Source organism: Shewanella sp. Pdp11 (genome assembly GCF_002838165.1).
Lineage (GTDB): Bacteria > Pseudomonadota > Gammaproteobacteria > Enterobacterales > Shewanellaceae > Shewanella > Shewanella hafniensis.
Genome location: NZ_CP015194.1, coordinates 2,602,537 through 2,627,175 on the forward strand (window position 1 = coordinate 2,602,537; position 24,639 = coordinate 2,627,175).

The 24,639-nt window shown below is 46.5% G+C and carries 17 protein-coding genes and 7 tRNA genes; 19 read left to right on the forward strand and 5 right to left on the reverse strand.

Annotated features, from left to right (window positions below):
• Window positions 1–57 precede the first annotated feature (57 nt).
• The 17 genes from motY to AYJ58_RS11590 all read left to right on the forward strand — a co-directional run bounded on the left by motY (window position 58) and on the right by AYJ58_RS11590 (window position 11,864).
• Window positions 58–927: a flagellar protein MotY gene (motY, locus tag AYJ58_RS11510; RefSeq protein ID WP_063883092.1), complete on the forward strand. Its 870-nt coding sequence runs from the start codon at window positions 58–60 to the stop codon at window positions 925–927.
• A gap of 843 nt (window positions 928–1,770) precedes the next feature.
• Entirely contained in the window at window positions 1,771–3,954 is a 2,184-nt protein-coding gene (locus AYJ58_RS11515) for a prolyl oligopeptidase family serine peptidase (RefSeq protein WP_106650232.1), read from the forward strand.
• 171 nt (window positions 3,955–4,125) lie between these two features.
• Window positions 4,126–4,527 carry a tol-pal system-associated acyl-CoA thioesterase gene (gene ybgC / locus AYJ58_RS11520; RefSeq protein ID WP_006081251.1) on the forward strand — a complete coding sequence of 134 codons (402 nt, stop codon included), beginning with the start codon at window positions 4,126–4,128 and terminating at the stop codon, window positions 4,525–4,527.
• A complete protein-coding gene (gene tolQ, locus AYJ58_RS11525) occupies window positions 4,517–5,203 on the forward strand; it encodes a protein TolQ (RefSeq protein ID WP_006081252.1) in 687 nt (228 codons plus the stop codon). The genes ybgC and tolQ overlap by 11 nt, the downstream gene beginning before the upstream one ends.
• Window positions 5,203–5,637 (forward strand): protein TolR, encoded by a 435-nt coding sequence (tolR, locus tag AYJ58_RS11530; RefSeq protein WP_106650233.1) that lies wholly within the window; start codon window positions 5,203–5,205, stop codon window positions 5,635–5,637. Before tolQ ends, tolR begins: the two co-directional genes overlap by 1 nt.
• On the forward strand, window positions 5,638–6,648 hold the full coding sequence (gene tolA, locus AYJ58_RS11535) for a cell envelope integrity protein TolA (protein ID WP_106650234.1): 1,011 nt from the start codon (window positions 5,638–5,640) through the stop codon (window positions 6,646–6,648). It abuts the gene before it with no gap.
• A 13-nt stretch (window positions 6,649–6,661) separates the two neighbouring features.
• Entirely contained in the window at window positions 6,662–7,990 is a 1,329-nt protein-coding gene (gene tolB, locus AYJ58_RS11540) for a Tol-Pal system beta propeller repeat protein TolB (RefSeq protein ID WP_006081255.1), read from the forward strand.
• Window positions 7,991–8,036: 46 nt separating this feature from the next.
• Window positions 8,037–8,573: a peptidoglycan-associated lipoprotein Pal gene (gene pal, locus AYJ58_RS11545; RefSeq protein ID WP_106650235.1), complete on the forward strand. Its 537-nt coding sequence runs from the start codon at window positions 8,037–8,039 to the stop codon at window positions 8,571–8,573.
• 24 nt (window positions 8,574–8,597) lie between these two features.
• Window positions 8,598–9,347: a tol-pal system protein YbgF gene (gene ybgF, locus AYJ58_RS11550; RefSeq protein ID WP_106650236.1), complete on the forward strand. Its 750-nt coding sequence runs from the start codon at window positions 8,598–8,600 to the stop codon at window positions 9,345–9,347.
• A 142-nt stretch (window positions 9,348–9,489) separates the two neighbouring features.
• Window positions 9,490–9,565 (forward strand) — tRNA-Lys (locus tag AYJ58_RS11555).
• A 58-nt stretch (window positions 9,566–9,623) separates the two neighbouring features.
• Window positions 9,624–9,699: transfer RNA gene (locus AYJ58_RS11560), tRNA-Lys, on the forward strand.
• 38 nt (window positions 9,700–9,737) lie between these two features.
• Window positions 9,738–9,813 (forward strand) — tRNA-Lys (locus tag AYJ58_RS11565).
• A gap of 59 nt (window positions 9,814–9,872) precedes the next feature.
• Window positions 9,873–9,948: transfer RNA gene (locus tag AYJ58_RS11570), tRNA-Lys, on the forward strand.
• 188 nt (window positions 9,949–10,136) lie between these two features.
• Window positions 10,137–10,212, forward strand: a tRNA-Lys gene (locus tag AYJ58_RS11575).
• Between the two features lie 38 nt (window positions 10,213–10,250).
• Window positions 10,251–10,326 (forward strand) — tRNA-Lys (locus tag AYJ58_RS11580).
• Window positions 10,327–10,385: 59 nt separating this feature from the next.
• Window positions 10,386–10,461, forward strand: a tRNA-Lys gene (locus tag AYJ58_RS11585).
• Between the two features lie 239 nt (window positions 10,462–10,700).
• Window positions 10,701–11,864 carry a DcaP family trimeric outer membrane transporter gene (locus AYJ58_RS11590; RefSeq protein ID WP_106650237.1) on the forward strand — a complete coding sequence of 388 codons (1,164 nt, stop codon included), beginning with the start codon at window positions 10,701–10,703 and terminating at the stop codon, window positions 11,862–11,864.
• A 79-nt stretch (window positions 11,865–11,943) separates the two neighbouring features.
• Here the strand turns inward: AYJ58_RS11590 and AYJ58_RS11595 are convergent, their stop codons facing one another.
• The 3 genes from AYJ58_RS11595 to acs form a co-directional block, all read right to left on the reverse strand.
• Entirely contained in the window at window positions 11,944–12,204 is a 261-nt protein-coding gene (locus tag AYJ58_RS11595) for a GrxA family glutaredoxin (RefSeq protein ID WP_006081259.1), read from the reverse strand.
• A gap of 60 nt (window positions 12,205–12,264) precedes the next feature.
• The gene (locus tag AYJ58_RS11600; protein ID WP_106650238.1) at window positions 12,265–14,019 is read right to left on the reverse strand and encodes a DEAD/DEAH box helicase; all 1,755 of its coding nucleotides are present in this window, start codon (window positions 14,017–14,019) and stop codon (window positions 12,265–12,267) included.
• A gap of 219 nt (window positions 14,020–14,238) precedes the next feature.
• Window positions 14,239–16,191, reverse strand: a complete 1,953-nt coding sequence (gene acs / locus AYJ58_RS11605) for an acetate--CoA ligase (protein WP_106650239.1) — start codon at window positions 16,189–16,191, stop codon at window positions 14,239–14,241.
• 174 nt (window positions 16,192–16,365) lie between these two features.
• Between acs and AYJ58_RS11610 the strand changes: the two genes are divergently transcribed.
• The gene (locus AYJ58_RS11610) at window positions 16,366–19,806 is read left to right on the forward strand and encodes a hybrid sensor histidine kinase/response regulator (protein ID WP_106650240.1); all 3,441 of its coding nucleotides are present in this window, start codon (window positions 16,366–16,368) and stop codon (window positions 19,804–19,806) included.
• Between the two features lie 238 nt (window positions 19,807–20,044).
• On the opposite strand, the gene AYJ58_RS11615 is transcribed toward AYJ58_RS11610, so the two are convergent.
• Complete coding sequence (locus tag AYJ58_RS11615) at window positions 20,045–21,646, reverse strand: methyl-accepting chemotaxis protein (protein WP_106650241.1); 1,602 nt, start codon at window positions 21,644–21,646, stop codon at window positions 20,045–20,047.
• Between the two features lie 361 nt (window positions 21,647–22,007).
• Complete coding sequence (gene bioA, locus AYJ58_RS11620; protein ID WP_106650242.1) at window positions 22,008–23,390, reverse strand: adenosylmethionine--8-amino-7-oxononanoate transaminase; 1,383 nt, start codon at window positions 23,388–23,390, stop codon at window positions 22,008–22,010.
• 122 nt (window positions 23,391–23,512) lie between these two features.
• On the opposite strand from bioA, the gene bioB reads away from it, so the two are divergent.
• Window positions 23,513–24,565, forward strand: coding sequence for a biotin synthase BioB (gene bioB, locus AYJ58_RS11625; RefSeq protein ID WP_106650243.1), 1,053 nt, complete (start codon window positions 23,513–23,515; stop codon window positions 24,563–24,565).
• Window positions 24,566–24,639 lie beyond the last annotated feature (74 nt).

Genomic DNA, 24,639 nt, shown 5'->3' on the forward strand with positions numbered 1-24,639 from the left:
AGGAACTAAATAGTTTGCCGATAAAGCCATGTAACCGATTAAACATGAGTAAAGGCTATGTGGCGAAAACTGATATTAGTATCAATTTTATGCGTTCCAGCAACTGCAACGGCAGAGTTGCGCCATTATGTCGCCTCTTTAAGTGATTCCCAATGGCGAGTGAGCGAGAATTCTCCCATCGTTTGTCGCCTCGAGCACGATATCCCTTCCTACGGTAAAGCGATTTTTACCAGCGAAGCGGGTAAGCAGCAGAATATGAATTTTACCTTAGACATGTGGGTAAAACCGGATCAAGTCACGCAAGCTAAGCTAATTAGTCGCGCGCCACAGTGGCGTCCGGGAGTGGTCTCAAAAGAGATCACGTCACTGCATTATCAAAAGTACTTTAATGGTGAGGTGCCTAAACGTGCTGCTTGGTCTATGTTGGCTGAGTTGAGTCGCGGTATGGAGCCGACGTTTTATTATGCCGATTGGTATAACGAGTCAAATAAGATCGCTGTGGGTTTGTCATCGGTTAATTTTGGCCGTAAATACAGCGAGTTCAAAGCTTGTCTAGCGCACCTGTTGCCCTATAGCTTTGAAGATATCGCATTTACTGTGCTGAATTATGATGAAGGCGGAACCGATTTAACTCGTTTCTCCCAGCAGCAACTGTCTCGGGTTCAAGAATACTTAGCCTATGATCCTTTAGTAGAGTTAGTGCTGGTGGATGCGTATACCGACAGTTATGGTGGCCGTTCAGTTAACCAAAAAGTCTCAGATAAACGGGCTGAGTCGGTAAAAGATTTCTTTGTTGCCAGCGGTATTCCGCAAGATCGTATCGTTACTGTAGGGCACGGTGAGCGCCGTCATGTGGCTTCGAACGATGATATGGACGAAAGGGCACGTAACCGCCGCGTTGTGATACGGATAAGTAAGCCTTTGTAGTGCATTTGCGCAGTGTTTAATTTGTGCTACATCAATATAGTTAAACCTAATCCAATGCCAAGTCACTGACTTGGCATTGTCATTTCTGGATGCGAAGATGGTTATTTTTGGATAGCGTGGCAGAATTTCGCTCAACCTCAACCTCAACCTCAACCTCAACCTCAACCTCAACCTCAACCTCAACCTCAACCTTTGCAGCATCAGCGAGCTTTGAATAGGATTATGAGTTTTTCTTATTTGTGATATTCGCGAGCAGGTAACCGTTAAGCACCTTAGACAACTTAACTGGGGTGAGGGCATGAATAGTGATAGCGGTTTAAAACTTGATATCGTCGTAAGTAGGATGGTGTTTGAAATAGATAAAAAAAAGCCCGCTTAAACTAAGCGGGCCGCAAAAATAATGCATTTGCAATCAACAAATTGAAGGAAGGAAGTCAAGCATAAGAACCAGGGAAGAAACTGAAGTGTTGGGAACACACCAGTTTAAAAGTTCTTTGTTTTCGATATCTGCAAGCAGGTATCTCCTGAAAACAAGCACATTCTATGGTGAACTCGGCGGTAAAACAAACGAGAAAAATTGCCCATAAACATTAGTAATTCTAATGATTGCAAAAGTGATCTATATCACTTAAGTCACTATTTACCTTGATTAATAACTTATAAATCACTATTAGTGCATAATAATACACTTCAATAAGCTTATCCTTGCTGCCATTTTGTTAAATCTGCGATACAACCTAAAAATCTTCTTATTAAGTTACGGCATTGCCATGATTTTTTTTGCTTGTATAGTACTTGCTGAAAAGGCCTTAAGCCTGAAACCACAAGAAGGACGATAACAAGATGGCATTACGATTTCGCCTTGCAAAGCAAGGTTTGTTAGTGGCCACATTGGGAATGGCACTCGGTGCCTGCCAAAGTGGCAATGCACCTGAACAAAATTCGACTGAGCAGGCAAGCGCAAATAAATTGGTTTATCCTGTGACTCAAAAAGATGATCTCGTCGAAACCATTCACGGTGTTGCCGTGGCGGACCCTTACCGCCATTTAGAAGCCAATACGCCAGAAACGGAAGCTTGGGTTAAAGCACAACAAGCCTTCGGTCAAGCCTATTTAGCCAAGATCCCCAATAAACAAGCTGTGGTCGATCGCATTACTGAGTTGTGGAATTACGAAAAAATATCAGCCCCATTTGAGAATGGCGACAATCAATTTTACTACCGTAATGATGGCCTGCAGGCGCAATCTGTTTTGTATGTAAAAGGGTTAGATGGCGTTGAAAAGCCAGTTCTCGATCCAAACAAACTGTCTGCGGATGGCACTGTGGCACTATCAGGTGTTGCAGTGAGTAATGACGGTAAAATTTTAGCCTATGGCGTGTCAAATTCGGGCTCAGATTGGCAGCAATGGCAATTTGTTGATATCGCAACCGGTAAGAAACTTGCTGATGAATTGAAATGGATTAAATTTTCTAGCGCAGTCTGGGATAAAGAAAACCAAGGTGTGTTTTATGCTCGCTATGATGCCCCAGCGGGTGGAGATGTCTTAGCCGACGTCAATTTCAACCAAAAAGTGTATTACCATAAATTAGGCACAGATCAGCGCCAAGATTTATTGATTTACGAGCGCCCACAGAATAAAGATTGGGGCTTTGGTATCGAGGTATCCGAGAAAGGCGAATACTTATTACTGTCGATTTCTCAAGGTACGGATAAGCGTAATCGTTTCTTCTATAAATCCTTATTTGAACCTAAATCACAAGTGGTGGAATTGATCCTCAACTTAGAAGCTGAATATGAGTTTCTCGGTAATGATAGTTCAGTATTTTATTTTAAAACTGACTTAGATGCGCCTAATGGGAAAGTGATTGCGATTGATACCCGCAATAGCGATAAATCCCAATGGCAAACCATTATTCCTGAGTCTACAGATCCCATTAATAACGTCGCCATAATTAATGACCATTTAGTGGTGAGTTATTTACACGATGTATTAGGTCAATTATCGATTTACAGCATGGGTGGACAGAAGCGCCAAGACGTAGCATTACCCGGTCAAGGCAATGTGGCGGGGCCTTTTGGCAAAGCAAGCAAAGACTATTTCTATTATGTGTTTAATAGTTATATTCAACCTGAGACCACCTATAAATTTGACTTTAAAACTGCAGAATCAAGCGTAATTGCTAAACCTAAAGTATCGTTTAATCCCGATGACTATGTTTCTGAGCAAGTGTTTTATCGCAGTAAAGACGGCACGCGTGTGCCTATGATGCTGTCCTACAAAAAAGGCTTAGTGAAGAACGGTCAAAACCCAACATTACTGTATGCCTATGGTGGCTTTGCCATTTCGATGACACCACGCTTTAGTCCGGCCAACATTGCTTGGTTAGATATGGGCGGTATTTACGCTGTGCCGAGTTTACGTGGCGGCGCTGAATACGGCGAAAGCTGGCATCAAGCGGGTATGTTCGATAAAAAGCAAAATGTATTTGATGACTATTTTGCCGCCGCGGAATATCTAGTGAGTGAAAAATACACTAATAGCACTAAGTTAGGTGCCTATGGCCGCAGTAACGGTGGTCTGTTGATGGGCGCTGCGGTAACTCAACGCCCTGAACTTTTCGCTGCGGTATTACCTGCGGTGGGCGTACTGGATATGCTGCGCTTCCATAAGTTCACTATCGGTTGGGCTTGGACGAGTGAATATGGCAGTGCCGATAAAGCAGATCAATTCCCTGCGCTATTGGCATATTCGCCTTATCACAATGTAAAAGCGCAAGCTTACCCAGCGACTATGGTGATGACGGCCGACCATGATGATCGCGTCGTGCCATTGCACAGTTTCAAGTTTGCGGCCATGTTGCAAGATAAGCAACAAGGCACTGAACCTGTGATTATGCGTATCGAGTCCAATGCGGGTCACGGAGCTGGTAAACCGACGGCGATGAAGATTGACGAATTTGCCGATATCTACAGTTTCTTGTGGCAGAGTTTTGGCTTAACCCTGCCACAAACTATCGCAAAATAACTAACTATGTTAATAAAATGGGGTCCTTTGACCCCATTGTCTTTTACAATTGCCCCTATTCATCTGAAACCCGCGCTATTCCTATCTATATCTTCGTCGGGTCATTCACAAGTCTTGTTTCCCTAGGTATAGTAAGCGTCAATTTTTCAACCAAAATTTGCTTATTTTCAAATGATGTTTCATTGGCCTATTTCAGTCTATTACGAAGACACCGACGCTGGCGGCGTTGTCTATCATTCGAACTATCTCAACTTTTTTGAGCGGGCGAGAACCGAGTGGCTAAAAGCCCTTGGCGTGAGTCAGACTGCGCTTTTAGCCGACGATACCGCCTTTGTGGTAAAGCGTGCGGAATTAGATTTTCGCAAAGCGGCACGTTTTGAACAGAACCTTATTGTTGAAACTAAGGTCATAGAGTTGAAAAAGGCCTCGTTGATCTTTCATCAACGCTTGGTCGATAAACAGGGAGACTGTTATTGTGAAGGCACAGTGCTGGTTGTTTGTGTTGCGCTGTCACGAATGCGTCCCCGAGCTATTCCCTTAAATATTGTGCAGGAGTTTGACAGTGCAAGCTGATATGTCGATTGTTGGGTTATTTTTACAAGCCAGTTTATTAGTGAAATTTGTTATGTTCACCTTACTTTGCTTGTCAGTGATGTCTTGGACGGTGATTTTACAACGCCGTAGCTTACTGACATCCGCAAAAAGTAAATCGGCTAAGTTTGAAGATAAATTTTGGTCTGGCGTTGATTTAAACCGTTTATATAAAGAATTATCGACTCGTCCAGATAATAGCGGTTTAGAGTCATTATTTGTGACTGGCTTTAAAGAATATTCACGTCTGAACAAATTAAATAGCAAAGTGCCTGATGCTGTGATGGACGGTACATCACGTGCGATGCGTGTGACACTTTCTCGCGAAATGGAAAAGTTAGAAGCAAACTTACCCTTATTAGCGACCATTGGTTCGACTAGCCCTTATATCGGTTTATTTGGTACGGTATGGGGGATTATGAATTCATTTATCGCCATTGGTTCGATGGAAAACGCGACCTTAGCTATGGTGGCCCCAGGTATTGCTGAAGCCTTGATTGCAACGGCTATGGGTCTATTTGCAGCGATCCCAGCGGTTATTGCGTACAACCGTTTTTCGACTCAAGTTGATAAATTAGAAATGGCCTACGCAAACTTTATGGAAGAGTTCTCCAGCATTTTGCATCGCCAAGCATACAGTGAGAAGGAAGGGGCATAATGCAACCAGCTTATCAGCGCAAACGTCGTCGCCCCGTTGCCGAAATCAACGTGGTGCCCTATATCGACGTGATGCTCGTGCTGTTAATTATTTTTATGGTAACAGCGCCCATAGTCACTCAAGGGGTAAAAGTGGAGCTGCCTCAAGGGGCTGCGGAAGTTTTACCCGCTGATAGTAAGCCGCCAGTGGTGGCTTCGATTGACGGTGACGGTGATTATTATTTGAATAAAGGTGGTTCAACCAACGTTCCTATGGACTTGGAAGAGCTCGCGACGGAAGTTGCTGCGCTTATGGTGACAGAGCCTGAGCGTCCCGTGGTGGTTAAGGCCGATAGAAATATTCCTTACGATAAAGTGATTCAGTTGATGGTGACACTGCAGCAAGCTGGCGTGCCATCAGTCGGTTTGATGACGGATTCACCCAAGGAGAAATAGGTGGCAGATAAGTCAGATGTAACATTACCTCTGTCAATTTCAGCGGGTATTCATATTGGCGTGATAATTATTCTGGCGTTGGGGATAGATTTTTCTCATAAACCTGAGCCTATGCAACAAGTTAGTGCGCCAGCGGTTAAAGCTGTGATGGTTGATCAGCAAAAAGTCGCTAATCAAGTTGAGAAACTTAAGCAAGAAAAGCGTGATGCTGAACGCCGTGAGCAAGAACGCCAAGCCGAGCTTGAGCGCAAAGCGCAAGAAGCGAAGCAAGCGCGCGAACGTGAACAGGCTCAAATTAAAAAGCTAGAGCAAGAACGTAAGCAGCAGGAAATTGAAACCCAAAAGGCCAACGAAGCGGCCAAGCTCGCTCAAGTAAAACAGCAGCAGGAAAAGGAAAAAGCAGTTAAAGCCGAAGCCGACCGTAAGCTGAAAGAGCAGGAGCGTAAAGTCGCTGAAGATGCCGCGCAGAAAGCTGCGGAAAAACGCAAAGTGGAAGAAGCTGCAGCAGCAAAAGCCGAGACCGATCGTAAGCAGAAGGAGGCGGAAGCTAAGGCCAAAGCTGATAAAGCCAAGGCTGATGCAGAAGCGAAAGCCAAGGCCGAAGCTAAAGCGAAAGCAGATGCTAAGGCCAAAGCGGATGCTGAAGCCAAAGCCCGCGCCCAGCAGGAGCAGGAAATGGCCGATGCATTAGCGGCGGAGCAGGCGGCATTGTCGCAAACCATGAATAAGCAGATGCAGAGTGAAGTGGGTAAGTATCAGGCAATGATTAAATCGACTATCCAACGAAATTTGGTGGTGGATGAATCTATGCGTGGCAAGACTTGTACTGTCTCTGTACGATTAGCAAATGATGGTTTTGTGATCAGCAGTCAAACTAAAGGCGGTGATCCAAATGTTTGTCGTGCAGCAAAAGCAGCGATTTTGAAGGCGGGTAAATTGCCAGTGTCTCCGGACCCTGCGGTTTATAACTTGATGAAAGAAATTAACTTAATCGTTGAACCAACGTTTTAATTAAAGGAATCCCATGAAAATATTGGCAAAATGGTTAGCATTGGCGGTTCTGCTTTGCACCACCCCCGCAAAAGCGGCATTGGATATTGTGATCACAGAAGGTGTTGACGCAGCGCGTCCCATCGCTGTGATGCCTTTTGTTTGGCAAGGTCCTGGCGCCGCGCCGCAAGCGATTGCGGATGTAGTGATGTCAGACTTAGTGCGTAGCGGTACGTTTAAACCTTTAGACGAACTTGGACTGCCTCAGCGTAATATTGGCACTGTGGCACAGTTTCAAGCTAATTCTTGGTCAAGTGTTGGCGCCGAAGCGTTAGTGCTAGGCACCGTTAAACCTTATGGTACCGATCAATATTTGGTGAGCTTTGATTTAATCGATTTAGTCAAAGCCCAAAACCAAGCGTTGAAAGGCCCAGTTAGTGCAACAGAATTTTTGATGGACAGCCGTCAAACTGTGATTTCAGCGGCGCAATTTCGCCAATATGGACACAGGATCAGCGATATCGTCTATGAAAAGTTAACCGGTATTCGCGGCGCATTCTTAACGCGGATCTCCTATGTTGTGGTCAATCATACTCAAAAAGCCCCATATCAATTGATGGTTGCTGATTATGATGGCGTCAATGAGCAAATGTTACTGCGCTCGCCAGAGCCGTTGATGTCACCGACTTGGTCACCCGATGGTCGTCGTCTAGCGTATGTAAGCTTTGAAAACAAAAAAGCGGAGATCTTCGTGCAAGACCTTTATACCCAAGTGCGCACGAAAGTGAGCTCTTTCCCTGGTATTAACGGTGCGCCGGCGTTCTCACCCGATGGTAAATCTTTGGCTGTGACTTTATCTAAAGACGGTCAGCCTGAAATTTACATCATAGATATTGCAACTAAAGCGATTAAGCGTATTACCAATCACTATGCTATCGATACTGAGCCATCATGGTATCCTGATGGAAAGTCGCTGATTTTTACATCAGAGCGCGGTGGTAGACCACAGATTTATCGCGTAGAGTTGAGCTCAGGTAAAGTCAGTCGCGAGACCTTTGAAGGTGAATGGAACCTCGGTGGTTCAATTACCCCTGATGGTCGCAGTATGATTTTTGTTAATCGCACGAACGGTAAATTTAATATTGCGCGTATGGATTTAAGTACGCGTTTTATGCAGGTGCTGACATCGACACGTTTGGATGAATCTCCAAGTGTGGCCCCTAATGGTACTATGGTGATCTATGGCACTACATACCAAGGCAAGCAAGTATTAGCAGCTGTTTCTACGGATGGACGTTTTAAAGCAAGATTACCGGCAGGTCAAGGTGAGGTGAAATCACCTTCTTGGTCACCGTTTCTCTAATGTTATACCTTGATTTAATCACATTTAATTTTATAAGGAACACGTAATGGATCTGAATAAGTTGTTAAAAGCTATGTTGGTAGCACTTCCAATTATGGCTCTTAGTGCATGTAGCTCAACTTCAGAATCAGAAACTGATGCAATGGGCTCAACAAACGGTTCAGGTAGTGAGCTGAATGGTGGTGGCATTCAAACTGGTGGTGTAGGCGCAATCTTGTCTGCTGAAGAGCAACAACGTCAGCAGTTAGAAGACTTGAGAAAGCAACACATCATTTACTTCGACTTTGACCGCAGTGAAGTTCAAACAGATTTCGCCGCAATATTAGAAGCCCATGGCACTTACTTAGTTGAGCACCCAAGTGTGCGCGTACTGATTGAAGGCCATGCGGATGAGCGTGGCACGCCTGAGTACAACATTGCTCTGGGCGAGCGTCGTGCTAAAGCCGTTGCTAAATACCTACAAGGTATGGGCGTACAGCCAAGCCAAATGAGCATAGTCAGCTATGGCGAAGAAAAACCACTTGATTTTTCTCGCACTGATGAAGGTTTTGGCAAAAACCGTCGTGCAGTTTTAGTTTACTAAGATTGAATCTCGGAGAGTAACACAATGAAACGTGCCGTCTTAATTACGGCAATGTTCCTTGGTGCAGGTGCTGCTGTTGCAGCACCTGCTCCTGTGGAAGATATTGCTGGTGGTTCGGGTGATGACAGACTTGCTCGCATAGAACGTATTGTAAAATCAAGACAACAAAGCGAGCTCGAAATGCAGCGCCGTCTTGATACACTGCAGCAGGAAGTACTCGATTTACGTGGTTTAACCGAACAACAGAATTATCAGATTGAGCAGATGCAACAGCGTCAGCGTCAGTTATATGATGAACTTGCTAATTTATCCTCAAAGGCATCTGCCGCTCCAGCAGCCGCAGCCGCGACATCCACACCCTCAGTCGCCGCGACGAATGCTGCTTCAAGTAGTTTAAGTGAAACAGCAAGCTATGAGAGTGCGGTTAACTTAGTCTTGAAAGAGCGTAAGTATGATGATGCGATTCCTGCCTTCCGTGCTTTTATCAAACAATACCCAGATTCTGTGTATGCCGCGAATGCTAACTATTGGTTAGGACAGCTGTTATTTAATAAGAGCGAGTTTGCAGAAGCCAAACAAGCCTTCAAAACTGTGGTTGACCGTTTTAGTGATTCTAATAAACGCGGTGACAGTTTAGTGAAGCTTGGCATGATCGCCGAGAAAACCGGTGACAAGGCTGGGGCGACGCAATACTACCAACAAGTCGTCAAAGATTACGCAAACAGCGCAGCAGCACGCATTGCACAGCAGCAACTGGCTGCAATTAAAGCGTAATTAACCAAAAAACATACTCTTAGTCTGTTTTTCATGCAAACGACAAAAAATTGGGAATTTGCGCTTGCATGAGAAGATGAAAAAGGTATTATAGGCGCCCTCAGAGCGGCGAGGTCGTTCGGGGCGTAAAATACCAGTAAATGGGTCGTTAGCTCAGTCGGTAGAGCAGTTGGCTTTTAACCAATTGGTCGAAGGTTCGAATCCTTCACGACCCACCACTTACTCTAATAAATAGAATAAGTTAGTGGTATTTAGCGAGATAGGCAGTAGTACAATGGGTCGTTAGCTCAGTCGGTAGAGCAGTTGGCTTTTAACCAATTGGTCGAAGGTTCGAATCCTTCACGACCCACCACTTTACTGAAAGTGCATAAATCAGCGCAATACCTAGATGGGTCGTTAGCTCAGTCGGTAGAGCAGTTGGCTTTTAACCAATTGGTCGAAGGTTCGAATCCTTCACGACCCACCACTTATTACTTACATTATTGATGTCAGAATAAGTGAACAGTTTTATCGCAATACCTAGATGGGTCGTTAGCTCAGTCGGTAGAGCAGTTGGCTTTTAACCAATTGGTCGAAGGTTCGAATCCTTCACGACCCACCACTTATTATTCGCATCGTTAATGACGGAATAAGTGAACAGTTTTAAAGCAATACCTAGATGGTCGTTAGCTCAGTCGCTTTTTTTTATAAAGCTAGGGCAGTTGGCTTTTAACCAATCAGTCGAATGGTTCTAATCCTTTATGACACACCACTTTACTGAAAGTGCATAAATCAGCGCAATACCTAGATGGGTCGTTAGCTCAGTCGGTAGAGCAGTTGGCTTTTAACCAATTGGTCGAAGGTTCGAATCCTTCACGACCCACCACTTTACTGAAAGTGCATAAATCAGCGCAATACCTAGATGGGTCGTTAGCTCAGTCGGTAGAGCAGTTGGCTTTTAACCAATTGGTCGAAGGTTCGAATCCTTCACGACCCACCACTTATTACTTACATTATTAATGTCAGAATAAGTGAACAGATTTATCGCAATACCTAGATGGGTCGTTAGCTCAGTCGGTAGAGCAGTTGGCTTTTAACCAATTGGTCGAAGGTTCGAATCCTTCACGACCCACCACTTATTATCCCGCTTTATCTCTCTCAAGTTACCCACTGAATTTACCAAGTTAAGCTTCAATTTCCAGTACCTAGATTTAATACCTTAGTTTTACTTATTTCGTTTCAAATATTTTCCTAACATATTATTTATCATGATATTTTCTACTTTTGTCTCATAGACCTATTGCCAATGTTTCTCACTTGTTAATTTGTCCATATTGGTTGCGGATTAATAATAACAACTGGGGAAAGACAAAAATGAAACAAGCAAAACTAAGCTTGATGGGTAGTGCAATATTGTTGGCATTAGCAAGTTCGGCCAATGCGGCATCACTAAAAGATACGGACATTGAGTTTGGCGGTTATATCAAAGCTGACATCATGTTCAGTGATTATGGTAATGGTGCCCCGGATTCGGGGGATCTCTCTAGGCAATTTTATGTTCCAGGCACTATTTATGGAAAAGAGGGGAATGGCAATCAAGTCGTGGATTTTCAAGCTCGCGAAACACGTTTTAATTTCAAAGCGACGACTGATATTGATGGTCATAAACTTTCTGGCTTTATTGAACTCGATTTTATGACCCACACCGATGGCAATGAACGCACATCCAACAGCTACTCGCCTCGTATTCGCCATGCATTTGTCTCCTATGACAATTGGACGGTAGGCCAAACGTGGACCACCTTCCAAAATGCTGCGGCATTGCCTGAGAATCTCGATTTTGTTGGTGCTGCCGATGGCACCCCGTTCGCCCGCCAAACACTATTGCGCTATACCCAAGGTAATTTCCAATTTGCGATTGAAAATCCTGAAACCACAGTCACGCCAAATCAAGGCGGTGCCCGCATTACCAGTGGTAGCGGGGTAATCCCCGATGTCATCGCGCGGTATAACCTCAAAACGGATGGCGGCGCGGCGTTCTCTTTTGCGGGTATTGCCCGTCAATTGAATTTAGAAACTAAGATAGGTGCGACGCAGATTGATAGCTCAGCCCTAGGATATGGCGCCAGTGTGGCGGGCATTATTCCGGTCGGCAAAGATGATCTTCGCTTTACGGCCACCTATGGTGAAGGCTTAGGTCGTTATATGGCACTCAATTACATTAATGCGGGTGTGCTGGATGCCAACGGTGATATTGAGTCGATTCGTACTTTCGGTGGATTTGTGTCTTATCGTCATTGGTGGAATGAGCAGTGGCGCAGCAGTGTAACCTTGTCAGGCATGCAAGCGGATAACGATGCGGCTTTAACCGGTTCAGGCGTGAATAAGGATGCTTATTCTGGCTATATCAACTTACTTTATTCGCCAAGCAAACCGCTGACCTTTGGGGTCGAGTATCTGTACGCCAAGAACAGTAAAGAAAATGGCGATGATGGGGATTTGAGCCGCATCATGTTCTCGGCTAAGTATGTGCTCTAATCTTACTTGCTTGCGATAAAAACGAAAAAGGAGACCTTAGGTCTCCTTTTGCATTAAGCGGGTCACATATGTGTAGCGCTTAATCTAACAGATTGTTTTCGCGAACATATTGTTCGAAATCTGTGCAGCCACCAACGTGTTTTTCATCGACAAAAATCTGCGGTACGGTTTCAACTGGCTTACCGACAGTTTTCTCTAAATCTGCTTTAGAGATGCCTTCTGCGTGGATATCGACATATCTGAACTTAAAGTCATCACGTTTTTCAACGAGTTGCTCAGATAATTGCACAGCACGAACGCAATAAGGACAGCCTGGACGGCCAAAAATAACAACGAACATAATAGCTCCTTAGGATTACTTTAGTCGTTTTATACCATAGGCCTAAGTGAATTGATAATGTCAGCTGCGTTTATTTTCAGTTTGATAGCGGCCTTGATAATCAAAATAGCTTTCGAGCAGATCCCAGCCTTTTTTATGTTTCTTCAGCAGCAAGAGATCGGGCATACGGAATTTATCCGCGTCGCTGATTAACTCTGTCACCTTAGTGTACTTTTTTGGTTTTAATCCCGGCGTTCGGCTATGGGGAAAGATGAATAAGGCATATAGGGCTCGCCACTGGGCCGGTGTTTGCAATTTAAAGCGGCGATTGAATTCATTGCCGTCGATATCGAGGTATTGCACTTTCAGATTGCCATCATCGTCGATGAGGCTCATATGCTGGCAGCGGAACAAATGATGGTGCTGCTGGCTGAGCACTTGGCGCAGGCGTTTATCGGGATCGATGAGGGTCGATTGGCAGTGCTGGCAAATGCGCGCCGCGATATCGTTCTCTTCACCGCAATCAGGGCAAGATTTAGATCTAAATCGAAAGTCGCACTGCAGCTTTTTACCTTGCTGTTCGACTATGCCCTGACAGCGGCGGCCAAAGTGTTCGATAATGTCGCCATCATCATCCGTGAGTCCCCAGAAAATATTGGCAAAATCGCACACAGGGCAATGCACTTGCACGGGTACCGATTTACTGTTGGGTTTCGCTTGGCCGACCTCGGGGAAATACAAGTCATAACCATTGGCTGCATAGTCGATGATAAGACAATCTTTTTTGCCTTCAGCGATTCGCAATCCACGGCCGATCATTTGCTGAAACAGACTGACTGAGGCGGTAGGGCGCAAAATTGCAATCAAATCCACATGGGGCGCGTCGAAGCCTGTCGTCAACACAGCAACGTTGACCAAAAACTTCAGCTCTTGGGCTTTAAAGCGTTCAATCGTCGCATCTCGTTCATTGTCGTGCGTTTGTGCCGTGATAATGGCGCTCTGTGCAGCATGAGCTTGGTTGAGTAGGCCAAAAATCTCATTAGCGTGGCGCACCGTTGCCGCGAAGATGATAATGCCTTTTCTATGTTGGCTCAGTTCAGTGAGCTGTTTCACTATCGCTGTGGTCGCGCGGCCGTAATGCCCCAGTAAATCGTTAACCTCGGTTTCGGCATATTCGCCATTCTCGTTGGCTTTGAGTTGGCTGAAGTCATACTGGGCACTTAAGCCATCAAACAGGGTTGGCGCTGTGAGGTAACCTTGTTTAATGAGTGGCCTGATGGGCAGTTCGAACACACAATGTTCGAACACAGCATGTTCGGGAGACCCCACTTTGCCGTGATAGTGTTGCTGATAAATCCAGCCAGTGCCAAGGCGATAGGGCGTAGCGGTGAGGCCGAGCAATTTTAATTGGGGATTTTTCGTGCGTAAATGATTGAGCACTTGCTGATATTGGCTGGTTTTTTCTAGGCTGACTCTGTGGCATTCATCAATAATCACTAACGAAAACGGCTGATCAAACTGGGTTAACCCCCGCGCTGCCGATTGAATGCTGGCGACGACGGTTTTTCCGTCGGTGGCTTTTTGATTGAGTCCCGCCGCATAGATACTGGCTTGTGCTGTGAGGAGGCCGACTTTCTCGGCATTTTGAGCAACTAATTCTTTCACATGGGTGAGCACTAAGACTCTACCTTTGGCGATGCGTGCCAGTTCGGCGATCACTATGCTTTTGCCCGCGCCTGTGGGCAATACAAGTACGGCGGAAGCTTGGCTTTGCCTAAAATGGGCGATGGCGGCATTAACCGCTTGCTGTTGATAGTCTCTGAGTTTGACTGACACGCTGATAAAAATCTATGCTGAATAAAAGTGAGGTCGCAAGCTTAACATAACAGGTAAAAAAAATGCCCCTGGTTGGAGGGGCAAGCTAGAGAAAGGAGCAATCACACACTCTCTCAACAGGGTTCACTGTTAACCTGAGGTTTAAAAAGGGAGGTTCAGGTTACGCTTAGCCTATTGGGCATAGACTAAGCGTTGTGGACGTTGTTCGTCACTCGGATATTACTCAGTACGATTTAAGCGTGATTCAATTAAGGTCTCGATCACAGCTGGATCGGCCAAGGTTGATGCATCCCCTAAGTTGGTCACTTCGTTAGCGGCAATCTTACGCAGGAAGCGGCGCATGATCTTGCCCGAACGTGTCTTAGGTAAGCCCGTCGCCCATTGGATGAGATCTGGGGTTGCCAGCGCACCAATTTCTTTACGAACCCATTGACGCAGCTCTTGTCGTAGCTCTTCGGTTTCTTCAGTGCCGCGGGTTAGCGTGACGTACGCATAAATACCTTGGCCTTTAATATCGTGTGGGTAACCAACTACTGCTGCCTCGGCGACCAGTTCGTGTGATACCAGCGCACTTTCGACCTCTGCAGTACCTAATCTGTGGCCGGATACGTTGATTACGTCATCGACTCGGCCAGTGATCCAGTAATAACCATCTTCATCGCGGCGGGCACCGTCACCGGTAAAATACATGCCACGGAAGGTTTTAAAGTAGGTCAATACAAATCGTTCGTGGTCGCCATAGACAGTCCGCATTTGGCCCGGCCAAGAGTCGAGTAACACTAAGTTACCTTCGTTCTCACCTTCTAAAATATTCCCCATGTTATCCACTAAGGCGGGTTGAACGCCAAAGAACGGACGGGTCGCTGAGCCTGGTTTAGTGTCGGTCGCGCCTGGTAGCGGCGTGATCAAAATACCGCCGGTTTCAGTTTGCCACCAAGTATCGACGATAGGGCAATGTTCATGACCTATGACTTCATGGTACCAACGCCACGCTTCTGGGTTGATAGGTTCACCTACCGAGCCCATGATCCTCAGACTGCTACCATCGAACTTATCGAAGTGTTGTTTGCCTTCGGCCATCAGCGCGCGAATTAGCGTTGGCGCAGTGTAAAGAATGTTTACCTTATGGCGGTCAATCATTTCGCCTAAACGGGCAGGACTTGGGTGATTCGGTACGCCTTCATGGATAAGCACAGTTGCACCATTGGCGAGTGGGCCGTAAACCATGTAAGAGTGGCCTGTTATCCAACCCACATCCGCGGTACACCAGTAGACTTCACCCGCTTTGTAGTCGAACACATATTCATGGGTCATAGACGCATAAACCATGTAGCCGCCTGTGGTGTGTAATACGCCCTTGGGATTACCGGTTGAACCTGAGGTATACAGCAGGAATAACGGTGATTCAGCGTCCATTTCCTCTGGTTGGCAGTGCTCTGATGCGGTTTCCATCAGCGAATGCCACCACACATCACGGCCTTCTACCCAATCGACTTTGCCACCCGTGCGTTTAAGCACTATGACTTTTTCAATGCTAGTGACATCAGGGTGTTTTAAGGCATCGTCAATGTTGCGTTTCAATGGGATAGCACGGCCACCACGCATACCTTCATCTGAGGTAATGATGACTTTGGATTTACCGTCAATGACGCGAGAGGCGATAGAATCCGGTGAGAAACCACCGAACACCACAGAGTGCACCGCGCCGATACGGGCACAGGCAAGCATAGCCACTGCGGCTTCTGGCACCATAGGCATATAAATCGTGACTATGTCACCGCGTCGCACGCCTTGGCTGCGCAACGCGTTAGCGAATTTACACACCTCTGCATGTAATTCACCGTAGGTAATTTTACGTTGTTCGCTGGCGTTGTCGCCTTCCCAAATAATCGCCACGCGATCACTGTGCTCGGCTAAGTGACGATCTAAACAGTTGGCAGAAGCGTTCAGGGTGCCGTCATAAAACCAATTGATCAATAAGTTATGATCATCAAAAGAGGTTTTTTTAATTTTGGTATAGGGTTTAATCCAATCAATACGCTTGCCGTGTTCTCTCCAGAAACCTTCAGGATTGACAATCGACTCTTGGTACATTGTTTTATATTTATCGTTGTTTACAAGTGCATTGGCAGCGATATTGCCGGAGACTTTGTAGAGAGACTGCGAGCTCATAGGGCTTCCCTTTTGAAAAATTGCGTGGACTGAGTATGGTATGCAAGGGGGCGGCAACTCCATTAGACCTTGGTCTAGTTTTAAATTTTCCTTTATATTTAGTCTGTTGCATTAAACATCCGGCTAGATTTTAGACAGGTTTTATCGCACAATAATCAGAAAAAAGAGCAAAGTATGAATTTAACCTTAGTCGTCGCCGTTATTGCCATCTGTTATGTCTCGCTTTTATTCCTATTAGCGTGGGGGGCGGAGCGTTGGTTTAGCCGCATCACCAAAAAGCTACAGGTCGGTATTTATGGCCTGAGCTTAGCGGTTTATTGTTCCTCGTGGAGTTTTTTAGGCACTGTTGGCCAATCGGCTAAGGATCTCTGGTCTTTTTTACCGATTTTTATCGGCCCAATTCTGATTTTTACCTTAGGTTTTAGCATGTTACGCAAGATGGTGTTAGTGTCTAAGGCACAAAATATCACCTCAGTGGCCGACTTTATTGCCGCCCGATACGGCAAATCCCAAACCTTAGCCGCCTTAGTCACCTTAATCGCCTTGTTTGGCATCATGCCCTATATCGCCCTGCAGCTTAAGGCGATGGTGTTCAGCCTTAACCTGTTTCAACCCGCAGACGATCCCCTCGATGGGGTGACGATTCCGTTACTGATCACGTCTTTATTAGCCATATTTGCCATTTTATTTGGTACCCGCAAACTCGATGCGACTGAGCATAATCCCGGCATGATGCTGGCGATTGCCTTTGAGTCTCTGGTGAAACTTGCTGCATTTTTGTTGGTCGGTGTTGTCATCAGTTTCGGGGTATTCGATGGTTTTGGGGATATTTGGCAGCAGGCCAATGCGCAGTCGTTGATCAATTATCCTAATCCTCGTATCGAAGCTTTAATGCCTGAGTTACTCGTCGGAATGGCGGCGTTTTTGTGTATGCCAAGGCAGTTCCATGTGATGGTGGTGGAATGCGCCGATGAGTCAGTGTTGTCAAAGGGACGTTGGTTATTTCCCATCTATTTAGCACTTTTTGGTTTATTCGTTGGACCGCTCGCATTAGCTGGGAAGATCATCCTTGGTGATTCAGTGTCGGCCGATACCTATGTGATTAATCTGCCACTGGCCTTAGATCAGCCTTTGTTGGCTGTGATTGCTTTACTGGGCACACTTTCGGCGGCAACCGGCATGGTGATAGTGGCGGTCGTGACCATCAGTGTGATGGTGAGTAACGAATGGCTAGTGCCTGTGATGCTGCGTACGGGCCATATTCGCGAGAAAAACTTCAGTCAGTTCTCGCACCTGTTACTAAATGCCCGCCGCTTAGCCATAGTGATTATTCTTGGGCTAGGTTATGGCAGTTATCTTGCCTTAGCCGACAGTGATTCTTTATCCCATCTCGGCATGTTGTCCTTTGGCGCTTTCGCCCAATTAGCGCCTGCCTTAGTGGGCGGGCTTTATTGGAAGCACGGCAATCGTGCTGGGGTATTTTTAGGGCTCGGCGTGGGCTTTACGTTGTGGTTCTACATCATGTTGCAGGGCATGACAGATGTGCAAAGTTCATCAGCGTTAGTATCGGGAGTCACGGGTGAGATAGGTTTGCTAGATGCGATAACGCCCAATGTGCGTGATGCTCTGACGGCACTTTTTGCCAATATCGCCTGTTATATTTTGGGATCGATTTGGTTTAGGGCGGGTGTGGCTGAGCGTATTCAGGCCAGTGCTTTTGTGAGCCCTGGCAAATTGAAGAACAGTGCCAATAAGAAAAATGGCCCGATTTCACAGCAGGACTTACTCATTCTCGCCAGTCGATTCGTTAGCCCAACACGCGCCTATGAAAGCTTTAGCCGTTTTTCGATTGATGCGGTAAAAAGTGATAGTTGGCATAAAGCAGCGCCGCCTGAGCTGATTTTCCACACAGAACGTTTATTGGCGGGCGTGCTTGGCGCCTCAAGCGCAGCGCTGGTGATGGATTCTGTGCTGCAAGGACGTGATTTGGCGCTGGATGAAGTGTTCAGTCTAGTGGATGAAGCGTCATCGAAAATTATGCTCAGCCAAGACATGCTGCGCGGCGCGATTGAGCATGCCTATGAAGGCATGAGCGTGATAGATAATGATCTCAATCTCGTGGCTTGGAATTATAAGTATGTGGAGTTGTACCAATATCCCGACGGATTCTTACAGCAGGGTATGCCCATCAGCGAAGTGATCCGTTTTAATGCGTCGCGGGGTTATTGCGGTGAAGGGGAAATTGAACAGCAGGTCGCCCAGCGGGTACAGCATATGCGTAATGGCACGCCACACACTTCTGAGCGCCATCGCAGAGACGGTAAAGTGATTAAAATTCAAGGTAATCCCATGCCAGACGGCGGCTTTGTGATGACCTTTACCGACATAACTCAGTATCGCGAGCAGGAGCGTGCGCTGCTCGAAGCCAATGAAACCTTAGAAAGCCGCGTTAACGAGCGTACCTATGAATTAGCCATGTTGAACAGTGAGTTACTGGAAGCTAAGGCGCAGGAAGAAATCGCCAACGCCTCTAAAAGTCGCTTCTTGGCCGCTGTTGGCCATGATTTGATGCAGCCGCTTAATGCTGCGCGGTTATTTACCGCATCTTTGTCTCAGTATCCTAATCTCGATCGTGAGGCCAGAACCACCTTATCCCATGTGAATAGCTCGCTTAAGATCGCTGGCGAGTTGCTCACCGATCTGCTGGATATTTCGAAACTTGATTCCGGCATGGTGGAGGTGAATCGCCGTGACTTTGCGATTTCAGAACTGATCAATGGCTTATCCGTGGAGTTTGAGGCGATGGCGGCGGACAATCAAATCCGTTTTAAGATGGTCCCATGCAGTGCGACTGTTAATTCCGATCCTTCGCTGTTACGCCGCGTCCTACAAAACTTTTTAACCAATGCCTACCGTTATGCTCGCGGTGGCAGAGTGTTATTTGGTTGTCGCCATCGTGGCCATTATCTTGAAATCCAAGTGTTAGATACAGGTTGTGGTATTGATGAAAAAGAAACCCAAGAAATTTTTAAAGAATTCAAGCGGCTGAATAATCCTAAGAGCAACAATGTCAGCGGCTTGGGCTTAGGTTTAGCGATTGCCGATCGCATCAGTAAAGTGCTGGAACACGGTATTCAGGTTTCATCCCATTTAGGTCGCGGCTCGGTATTCTCCATTTGTGTGCCGCTCGGGGAGACTGTACGTCAGCCGCAAGTGAAGGCGTTGCCATCGCTGCTGCAGCCGTTATCGGGTATCAAAGTGTTGTGTATCGACAACGAAGAGGCGATTCTGGCGGGGTTAGAAAGTCTATTAAGTCGTTGGCAATGTGAGGTTATTTGCGCAAAAGATTTATCTGATGCACGCATTAAGCTAGGGCTGAAAGGCGTTGCGCCCGATATTGTGCTCGCCGATTACCACTTAGATGATGGCCAAAATGGCGTTGATGCGATGGACGGTATTCGTGCCCTGTATGGCAAAGACTTGCCCGGTATTTTGATCACCGCCAATACCCGCAAAGAGCTGGTGGAAGATGTGCAGCGCCGCGGCTATCACTATATGGCGAAAATGATAAAACCTGCGGCGCTGCGCGCCTTGATTTCGAGCTTAGTGAAATGAGCTGAGTCTGAGCAACTAAGTCTAATCAGCTTAGTTAAATCAGCTTAGTAAATCAGATTAGAAACATAAGTTGAGTGGCATCGGTACATTAGCCTGAAACCCAGATAATCCGCGTAGTTGCGAGGCGGATTATCTGGATTAAACACTTCACTAGATACTGGTTTAGCACTTTGCAAGAGAAATAGGCTAGAGGTTTGTTATCGTTGCTTCGTTCATCCCCAACCAACCAAATGAATGATCAGAGTTTGAAAACAGCGAGTTTGCTGTTTAAATTCAGTGATAACTCCGCCAAACTTTCACTTTCTTGGGCGAGATAGGTTGCCGATTCGGAGACTTCGAGCGCTGAGTTATTAATCCCGCACACGTTTCTGTTCATGTCTTCAGCGACCACACTTTGCTCTTCTGCGGCGGTAGCGATATGGGTTGCCATGTCACTCACATGTTTGATATGGGTAACGATAAGCGATAAATCACCTCCTGCTTTTGCCGATTGACTCACACTGTTTTCTGCTAAAGCTCGGCTTGCATCCATTGCCTTAGCGGCGCTTACGGCCCGTTGTTGCAACAATGAAATCGTGTTCTGAATTTCTTCAGTCGATTGCCTAGTGCGACTGGCAAGTTGCCTCACTTCATCGGCGACCACTGCAAACCCTCGTCCTTGCTCGCCAGCGCGGGCGGCTTCAATGGCGGCATTCAATGCGAGTAAGTTAGTTTGATCTGAAATCGCGCTGATAACAGAGGTCACTTCGCTGATCTGCATGACTTCCTCTTTGAGCATGTTCACTTGGTCCGTCGCTTGCTCCACTTCTTTGGCAAGAGCATGAATACCATCTACGCTGGCGTGAACATCTTGATCGCCAAGGCCAGCTTCCCAGGTGGCTTCTTTGGTATCTTTGGCTGTACTCTCTGCATTGTTTGCCACATCAGCGATAGTGGCGCTCATTTCATTCATGGCGGTGGCAAGCTGGGCAAGTTGATCCCGCTGATTATTTACTGCTTGATTAGTTTCCTCTGCGGTTGAGGCGATGCGAGCCGAGGCCTGGGCAACATGATCAGCGCTATGACTCGCTTCCTGTAAGGTGCTACGAATCGAGCCAATGCTTTGGTTGATGTTGCGGGCTAAAGAGCCAAGCTCGTCTTTACCATAGACCTTTAATTGCGTAGTTAAATCCCCCTTAGTGATAGCGAGCATCGCCTGATTCACATCATCCAATGGCCGAGTAATAGAGCGGCTAATGGCATAACCTAGCCAAGCCATAAGCACAATAATGACAAATGTAATACCACCCATGGTGAGGTATTCATGCCAAATGGTGGCTTCAATATCTTGGAGTAACATACCTGAGCCTAAGATCCAGCCCCAAGGTTTAAATCCCATGACGAGTGAGATTTTTTGCGCCGATTTTCCATTAGCTGTCATCCAGCGGTATTCGACTAGGCCTTGTTTGCCATCACGGCCGAGTTCGACCATTTTGTACCAATAGTTTTCTTCGCCTTGATTGCCCATCTGTTGCCCAACTAATTCTCTTTTGATGGGATGGACGATGACGCGCCTCGATTCATCAATCACAAACAAGTAGTTATCACCATCAAAGCGCATGTCGTTCAACATGTCCTTAGCGGCCTGCTGTGCTTGCTCTAAGGGCAGTGATTGGGATAACGCCTGAATGCGGCTGCTAGCGAGGGACAATACGGCATTAAGCCGTGCTTCACGCTCCATCATCAGATTATGCTTTAAAGCACTAACTGAAATAATGAGTAAAATTATGGCGCCTGCTAGGGCGATGATGAGCTGTAATGCGAGTTTGCGATTGACGGCTATGTCAGCGAGTTTGAACATATGATCTCCATGTCTTGGTGTTGCTATTTAAGCCATTCCTCAGCTCAATTTGTTGGCGGATATTGGCGAAAGATGTGCGGGAAAACATTAGCGATATAAGCATTGCTGGCTTTGGAAAAATGTCCAGTTGCTAGATTAAATTAATGGGCTAAATTGCGGAGTTTTAATGGAAATTGTGAGCAATGTTGCAATTGCAATCTTAGCGCTTTTAGCTATCGAGAGGATGCGAGGTTTGTATTCTGGGTAAGACTGCTGAGTGACTTAACATCGCTGCTTAGTTTAAACCCTAGCGCACTTTTAACGATGCGCAGAGGGTTATCTATTTGAAGGATGATTACGTTGAAGGCTTATGCTGTTGGTATTAACCGTGGCTAATAAGCTGTGGCTCGTCACAGGCGGATGATGCCTTAATGCTTGTTGCAACTAGCTTCATCGCACGGGTGAGTTGGCTTAATTGCGCCGGGCTAATCACATAGGGCGGCATGATATAGATAAGGTTAGCGAAGGGGCGAACCCACACGCCTAAATCAACAAATTGTTGCTGCAACTCTGCCGTGTTGACGGGTTCGTGCATCTCTAACACGCCGACAGCGCCGAGCACTCGCACGTCTTTTACGCTGGGTAAATCAATCGCATCCTTAAGTTCTAAGCGCATTTGCTGCTCGATAGCGGCCACTTGCGTTTGCCATTCATTGCGATTGATTAAGTCTAAGCTCGCACACGCCGCCGCGCAGGCCAGCGGGTTGCCCATAAATGTCGGCCCATGCATAAACACGCCCGCGGGAGATTGGCTGATTCCTTGGGCGACTTTATCGGTACATAGCGTTGCCGCTAGGCTGATGTAACCGCCCGTTAGTGCTTTACCTAAACATAAGATATCTGGAGTGATATTGGCGTGTTCATAGGCAAACAGCTTACCTGTTCGGCCAAAGCCTGTGGCGATTTCATCCAAAATCAACAACACATCAAATTCATCGCACAGGGCGCGAATACCCACTAAATAATCCGCGCTGTAAAAACGCATCCCGCCAGCACCTTGCATGATCGGCTCTATGATCACAGCGGCAATATCATGGTGATTTGCACTTAAAATGCTGCGCATTGCGGTTAAATCATCGGCTTGTAAGGCTTCGCCAAAGGCGGTTTGTGGCGCGGGCACAAAAGATTGTTTTGTTAGCGCATCGCCAAACATAGTGTGCATGCCACCTTCGGGATCGCACACGCTCATGGCGGCAAAGGTATCGCCGTGATATCCCTTCTTAACGGTAAGAATACGTTGTTTTAATGGCCGCTCTTGATGTGTGGTTTGTTCCTGCGAGCTTTGATCTTGCCAACTTTTACCTTGCAAACTTTGACCTTGCCAATATTGCAGCGCCATTTTGATCGCCACTTCCACTGAGATAGAGCCAGAGTCGCATAAAAAGACTTTCGTCAGCGGCTCGCAGGTCATAGCGATAAGTTTTTTACACAGTTCAATGGCGGGTTCATGGGTGATGCCGCCAAACATTACATGGCTCAGCTGATGCAGCTGTTTTTCCATCGCGGTTAATATCTCGGGATGCGCATAGCCGTGCACACAAGCCCACCATGAGCTAGTGCCATCGACCAGCTTGCGGCCATCGACGAGTTCGAGCTCGCAACCCTTTGCGCTATGTACACCAAAAACAGGAAGAGAACGGGTCATTGAGGTGTAAGGATGCCAAATATGGGCGCTATCAAAATCAAAATCGAGTAAATTGCGCATAAATGCTCACTAGGTTGGTGGTAAAGTAGCCACTAGTAAACTGAGTTCACTGGTTGGCGTTGACAGTTTAAGGGCTGAGGTTATCCTAGCCAAGATAAAAGACAGAATAAAAAGGGTGTTCAATGTCGCAGTTGCAAGTTCGTCATGATTGGAAGCGGGAAGAAATCGAAGCCTTATTTGCGCTGCCGATGAATGATTTGTTATTTAAAGCCCACAGCATTCACCGTGAAGTGTACGATCCCAATGAAGTGCAAATTAGCCGCTTGTTATCGATTAAAACCGGTGCTTGCCCTGAGGATTGTAAATACTGCCCACAGAGCGCCCGTTATGACACAGGTTTAGAGAAAGAGCGTTTGCTGGCAATGGAAACTGTGCTGACCGAAGCGCGCAGTGCTAAAGCCGCGGGGGCATCTCGTTTCTGTATGGGCGCCGCTTGGCGTAACCCGAAAGAAAAAGACATGCCGTACCTTAAGCAAATGGTACAAGAAGTCAGAGCCTTAGGCATGGAAACCTGCATGACGCTTGGCATGCTTTCTGAAGAGCAGGCGAACGATTTAGCTGGCGCAGGCTTAGATTATTACAACCACAATTTAGATACTTCGCCTGAATACTACGGCGATGTGATCACCACTCGTACCTATCAAAATCGTTTAGATACCCTGACACATGTGCGTGCTTCTGGCATGAAAGTGTGTTCTGGCGGGATTGTCGGCATGGGTGAAAAGGCGACGGATCGTGCAGGCTTACTGCAACAGCTGGCCAATTTACCCCAGCACCCTGATTCAGTGCCGATCAATATGTTAGTCAAAGTGGCGGGCACACCTTTTGAGAAGCTTGACGATCTCGATCCACTCGAATTTGTGCGTACCATTGCCGTGGCACGTATTTTAATGCCGCTTTCGCGCGTGCGGTTATCGGCGGGTCGCGAAAATATGAGTGATGAACTGCAGGCCATGTGTTTCTTTGCTGGCGCCAACTCGATTTTCTACGGTTGTAAATTGCTGACCACGCCAAACCCAGAAGAAAGCGATGATATGGGGCTATTCCGACGTTTAGGCTTACGTCCAGAACAGGGCGCTGCGGCAAAATTGGAAGAAGAAAGTGCTGTTCTAGCCAAAGCGGCGGCCTATCAAGATAAGTCATCGGCACAATTCTATGACGCGGCGGCTTTGTAAGCACACTGACTTCATGTTGTTTGACGTATATCTTGAATAACATATCAATCCTGTCGGCGCAGTCTGTATTGACT

Excerpts from the sequence above, each read along its gene's own strand:
- AYJ58_RS11615 (WP_106650241.1), bottom strand. The coding sequence starts at position 21,646 with ATGTTCAAACTCGCTGACATAGCCGTCAATCGCAAACTCGCATTACAG.
- AYJ58_RS11515 (WP_106650232.1), top strand. The coding sequence starts at position 1,771 with ATGGCATTACGATTTCGCCTTGCAAAGCAAGGTTTGTTAGTGGCCACA.
- ybgF (WP_106650236.1), top strand. The coding sequence starts at position 8,598 with ATGAAACGTGCCGTCTTAATTACGGCAATGTTCCTTGGTGCAGGTGCT.
- bioB (WP_106650243.1), top strand. The coding sequence starts at position 23,513 with ATGTCGCAGTTGCAAGTTCGTCATGATTGGAAGCGGGAAGAAATCGAA.
- AYJ58_RS11590 (WP_106650237.1), top strand. The coding sequence starts at position 10,701 with ATGAAACAAGCAAAACTAAGCTTGATGGGTAGTGCAATATTGTTGGCA.
- acs (WP_106650239.1), bottom strand. The coding sequence starts at position 16,191 with ATGAGCTCGCAGTCTCTCTACAAAGTCTCCGGCAATATCGCTGCCAAT.
- bioA (WP_106650242.1), bottom strand. The coding sequence starts at position 23,390 with ATGCGCAATTTACTCGATTTTGATTTTGATAGCGCCCATATTTGGCAT.
- motY (WP_063883092.1), top strand. The coding sequence starts at position 58 with ATGTGGCGAAAACTGATATTAGTATCAATTTTATGCGTTCCAGCAACT.
- AYJ58_RS11610 (WP_106650240.1), top strand. The coding sequence starts at position 16,366 with ATGAATTTAACCTTAGTCGTCGCCGTTATTGCCATCTGTTATGTCTCG.
- pal (WP_106650235.1), top strand. The coding sequence starts at position 8,037 with ATGGATCTGAATAAGTTGTTAAAAGCTATGTTGGTAGCACTTCCAATT.
- tolB (WP_006081255.1), top strand. The coding sequence starts at position 6,662 with ATGAAAATATTGGCAAAATGGTTAGCATTGGCGGTTCTGCTTTGCACC.
- ybgC (WP_006081251.1), top strand. The coding sequence starts at position 4,126 with ATGATGTTTCATTGGCCTATTTCAGTCTATTACGAAGACACCGACGCT.
- tolR (WP_106650233.1), top strand. The coding sequence starts at position 5,203 with ATGCAACCAGCTTATCAGCGCAAACGTCGTCGCCCCGTTGCCGAAATC.
- AYJ58_RS11595 (WP_006081259.1), bottom strand. The coding sequence starts at position 12,204 with ATGTTCGTTGTTATTTTTGGCCGTCCAGGCTGTCCTTATTGCGTTCGT.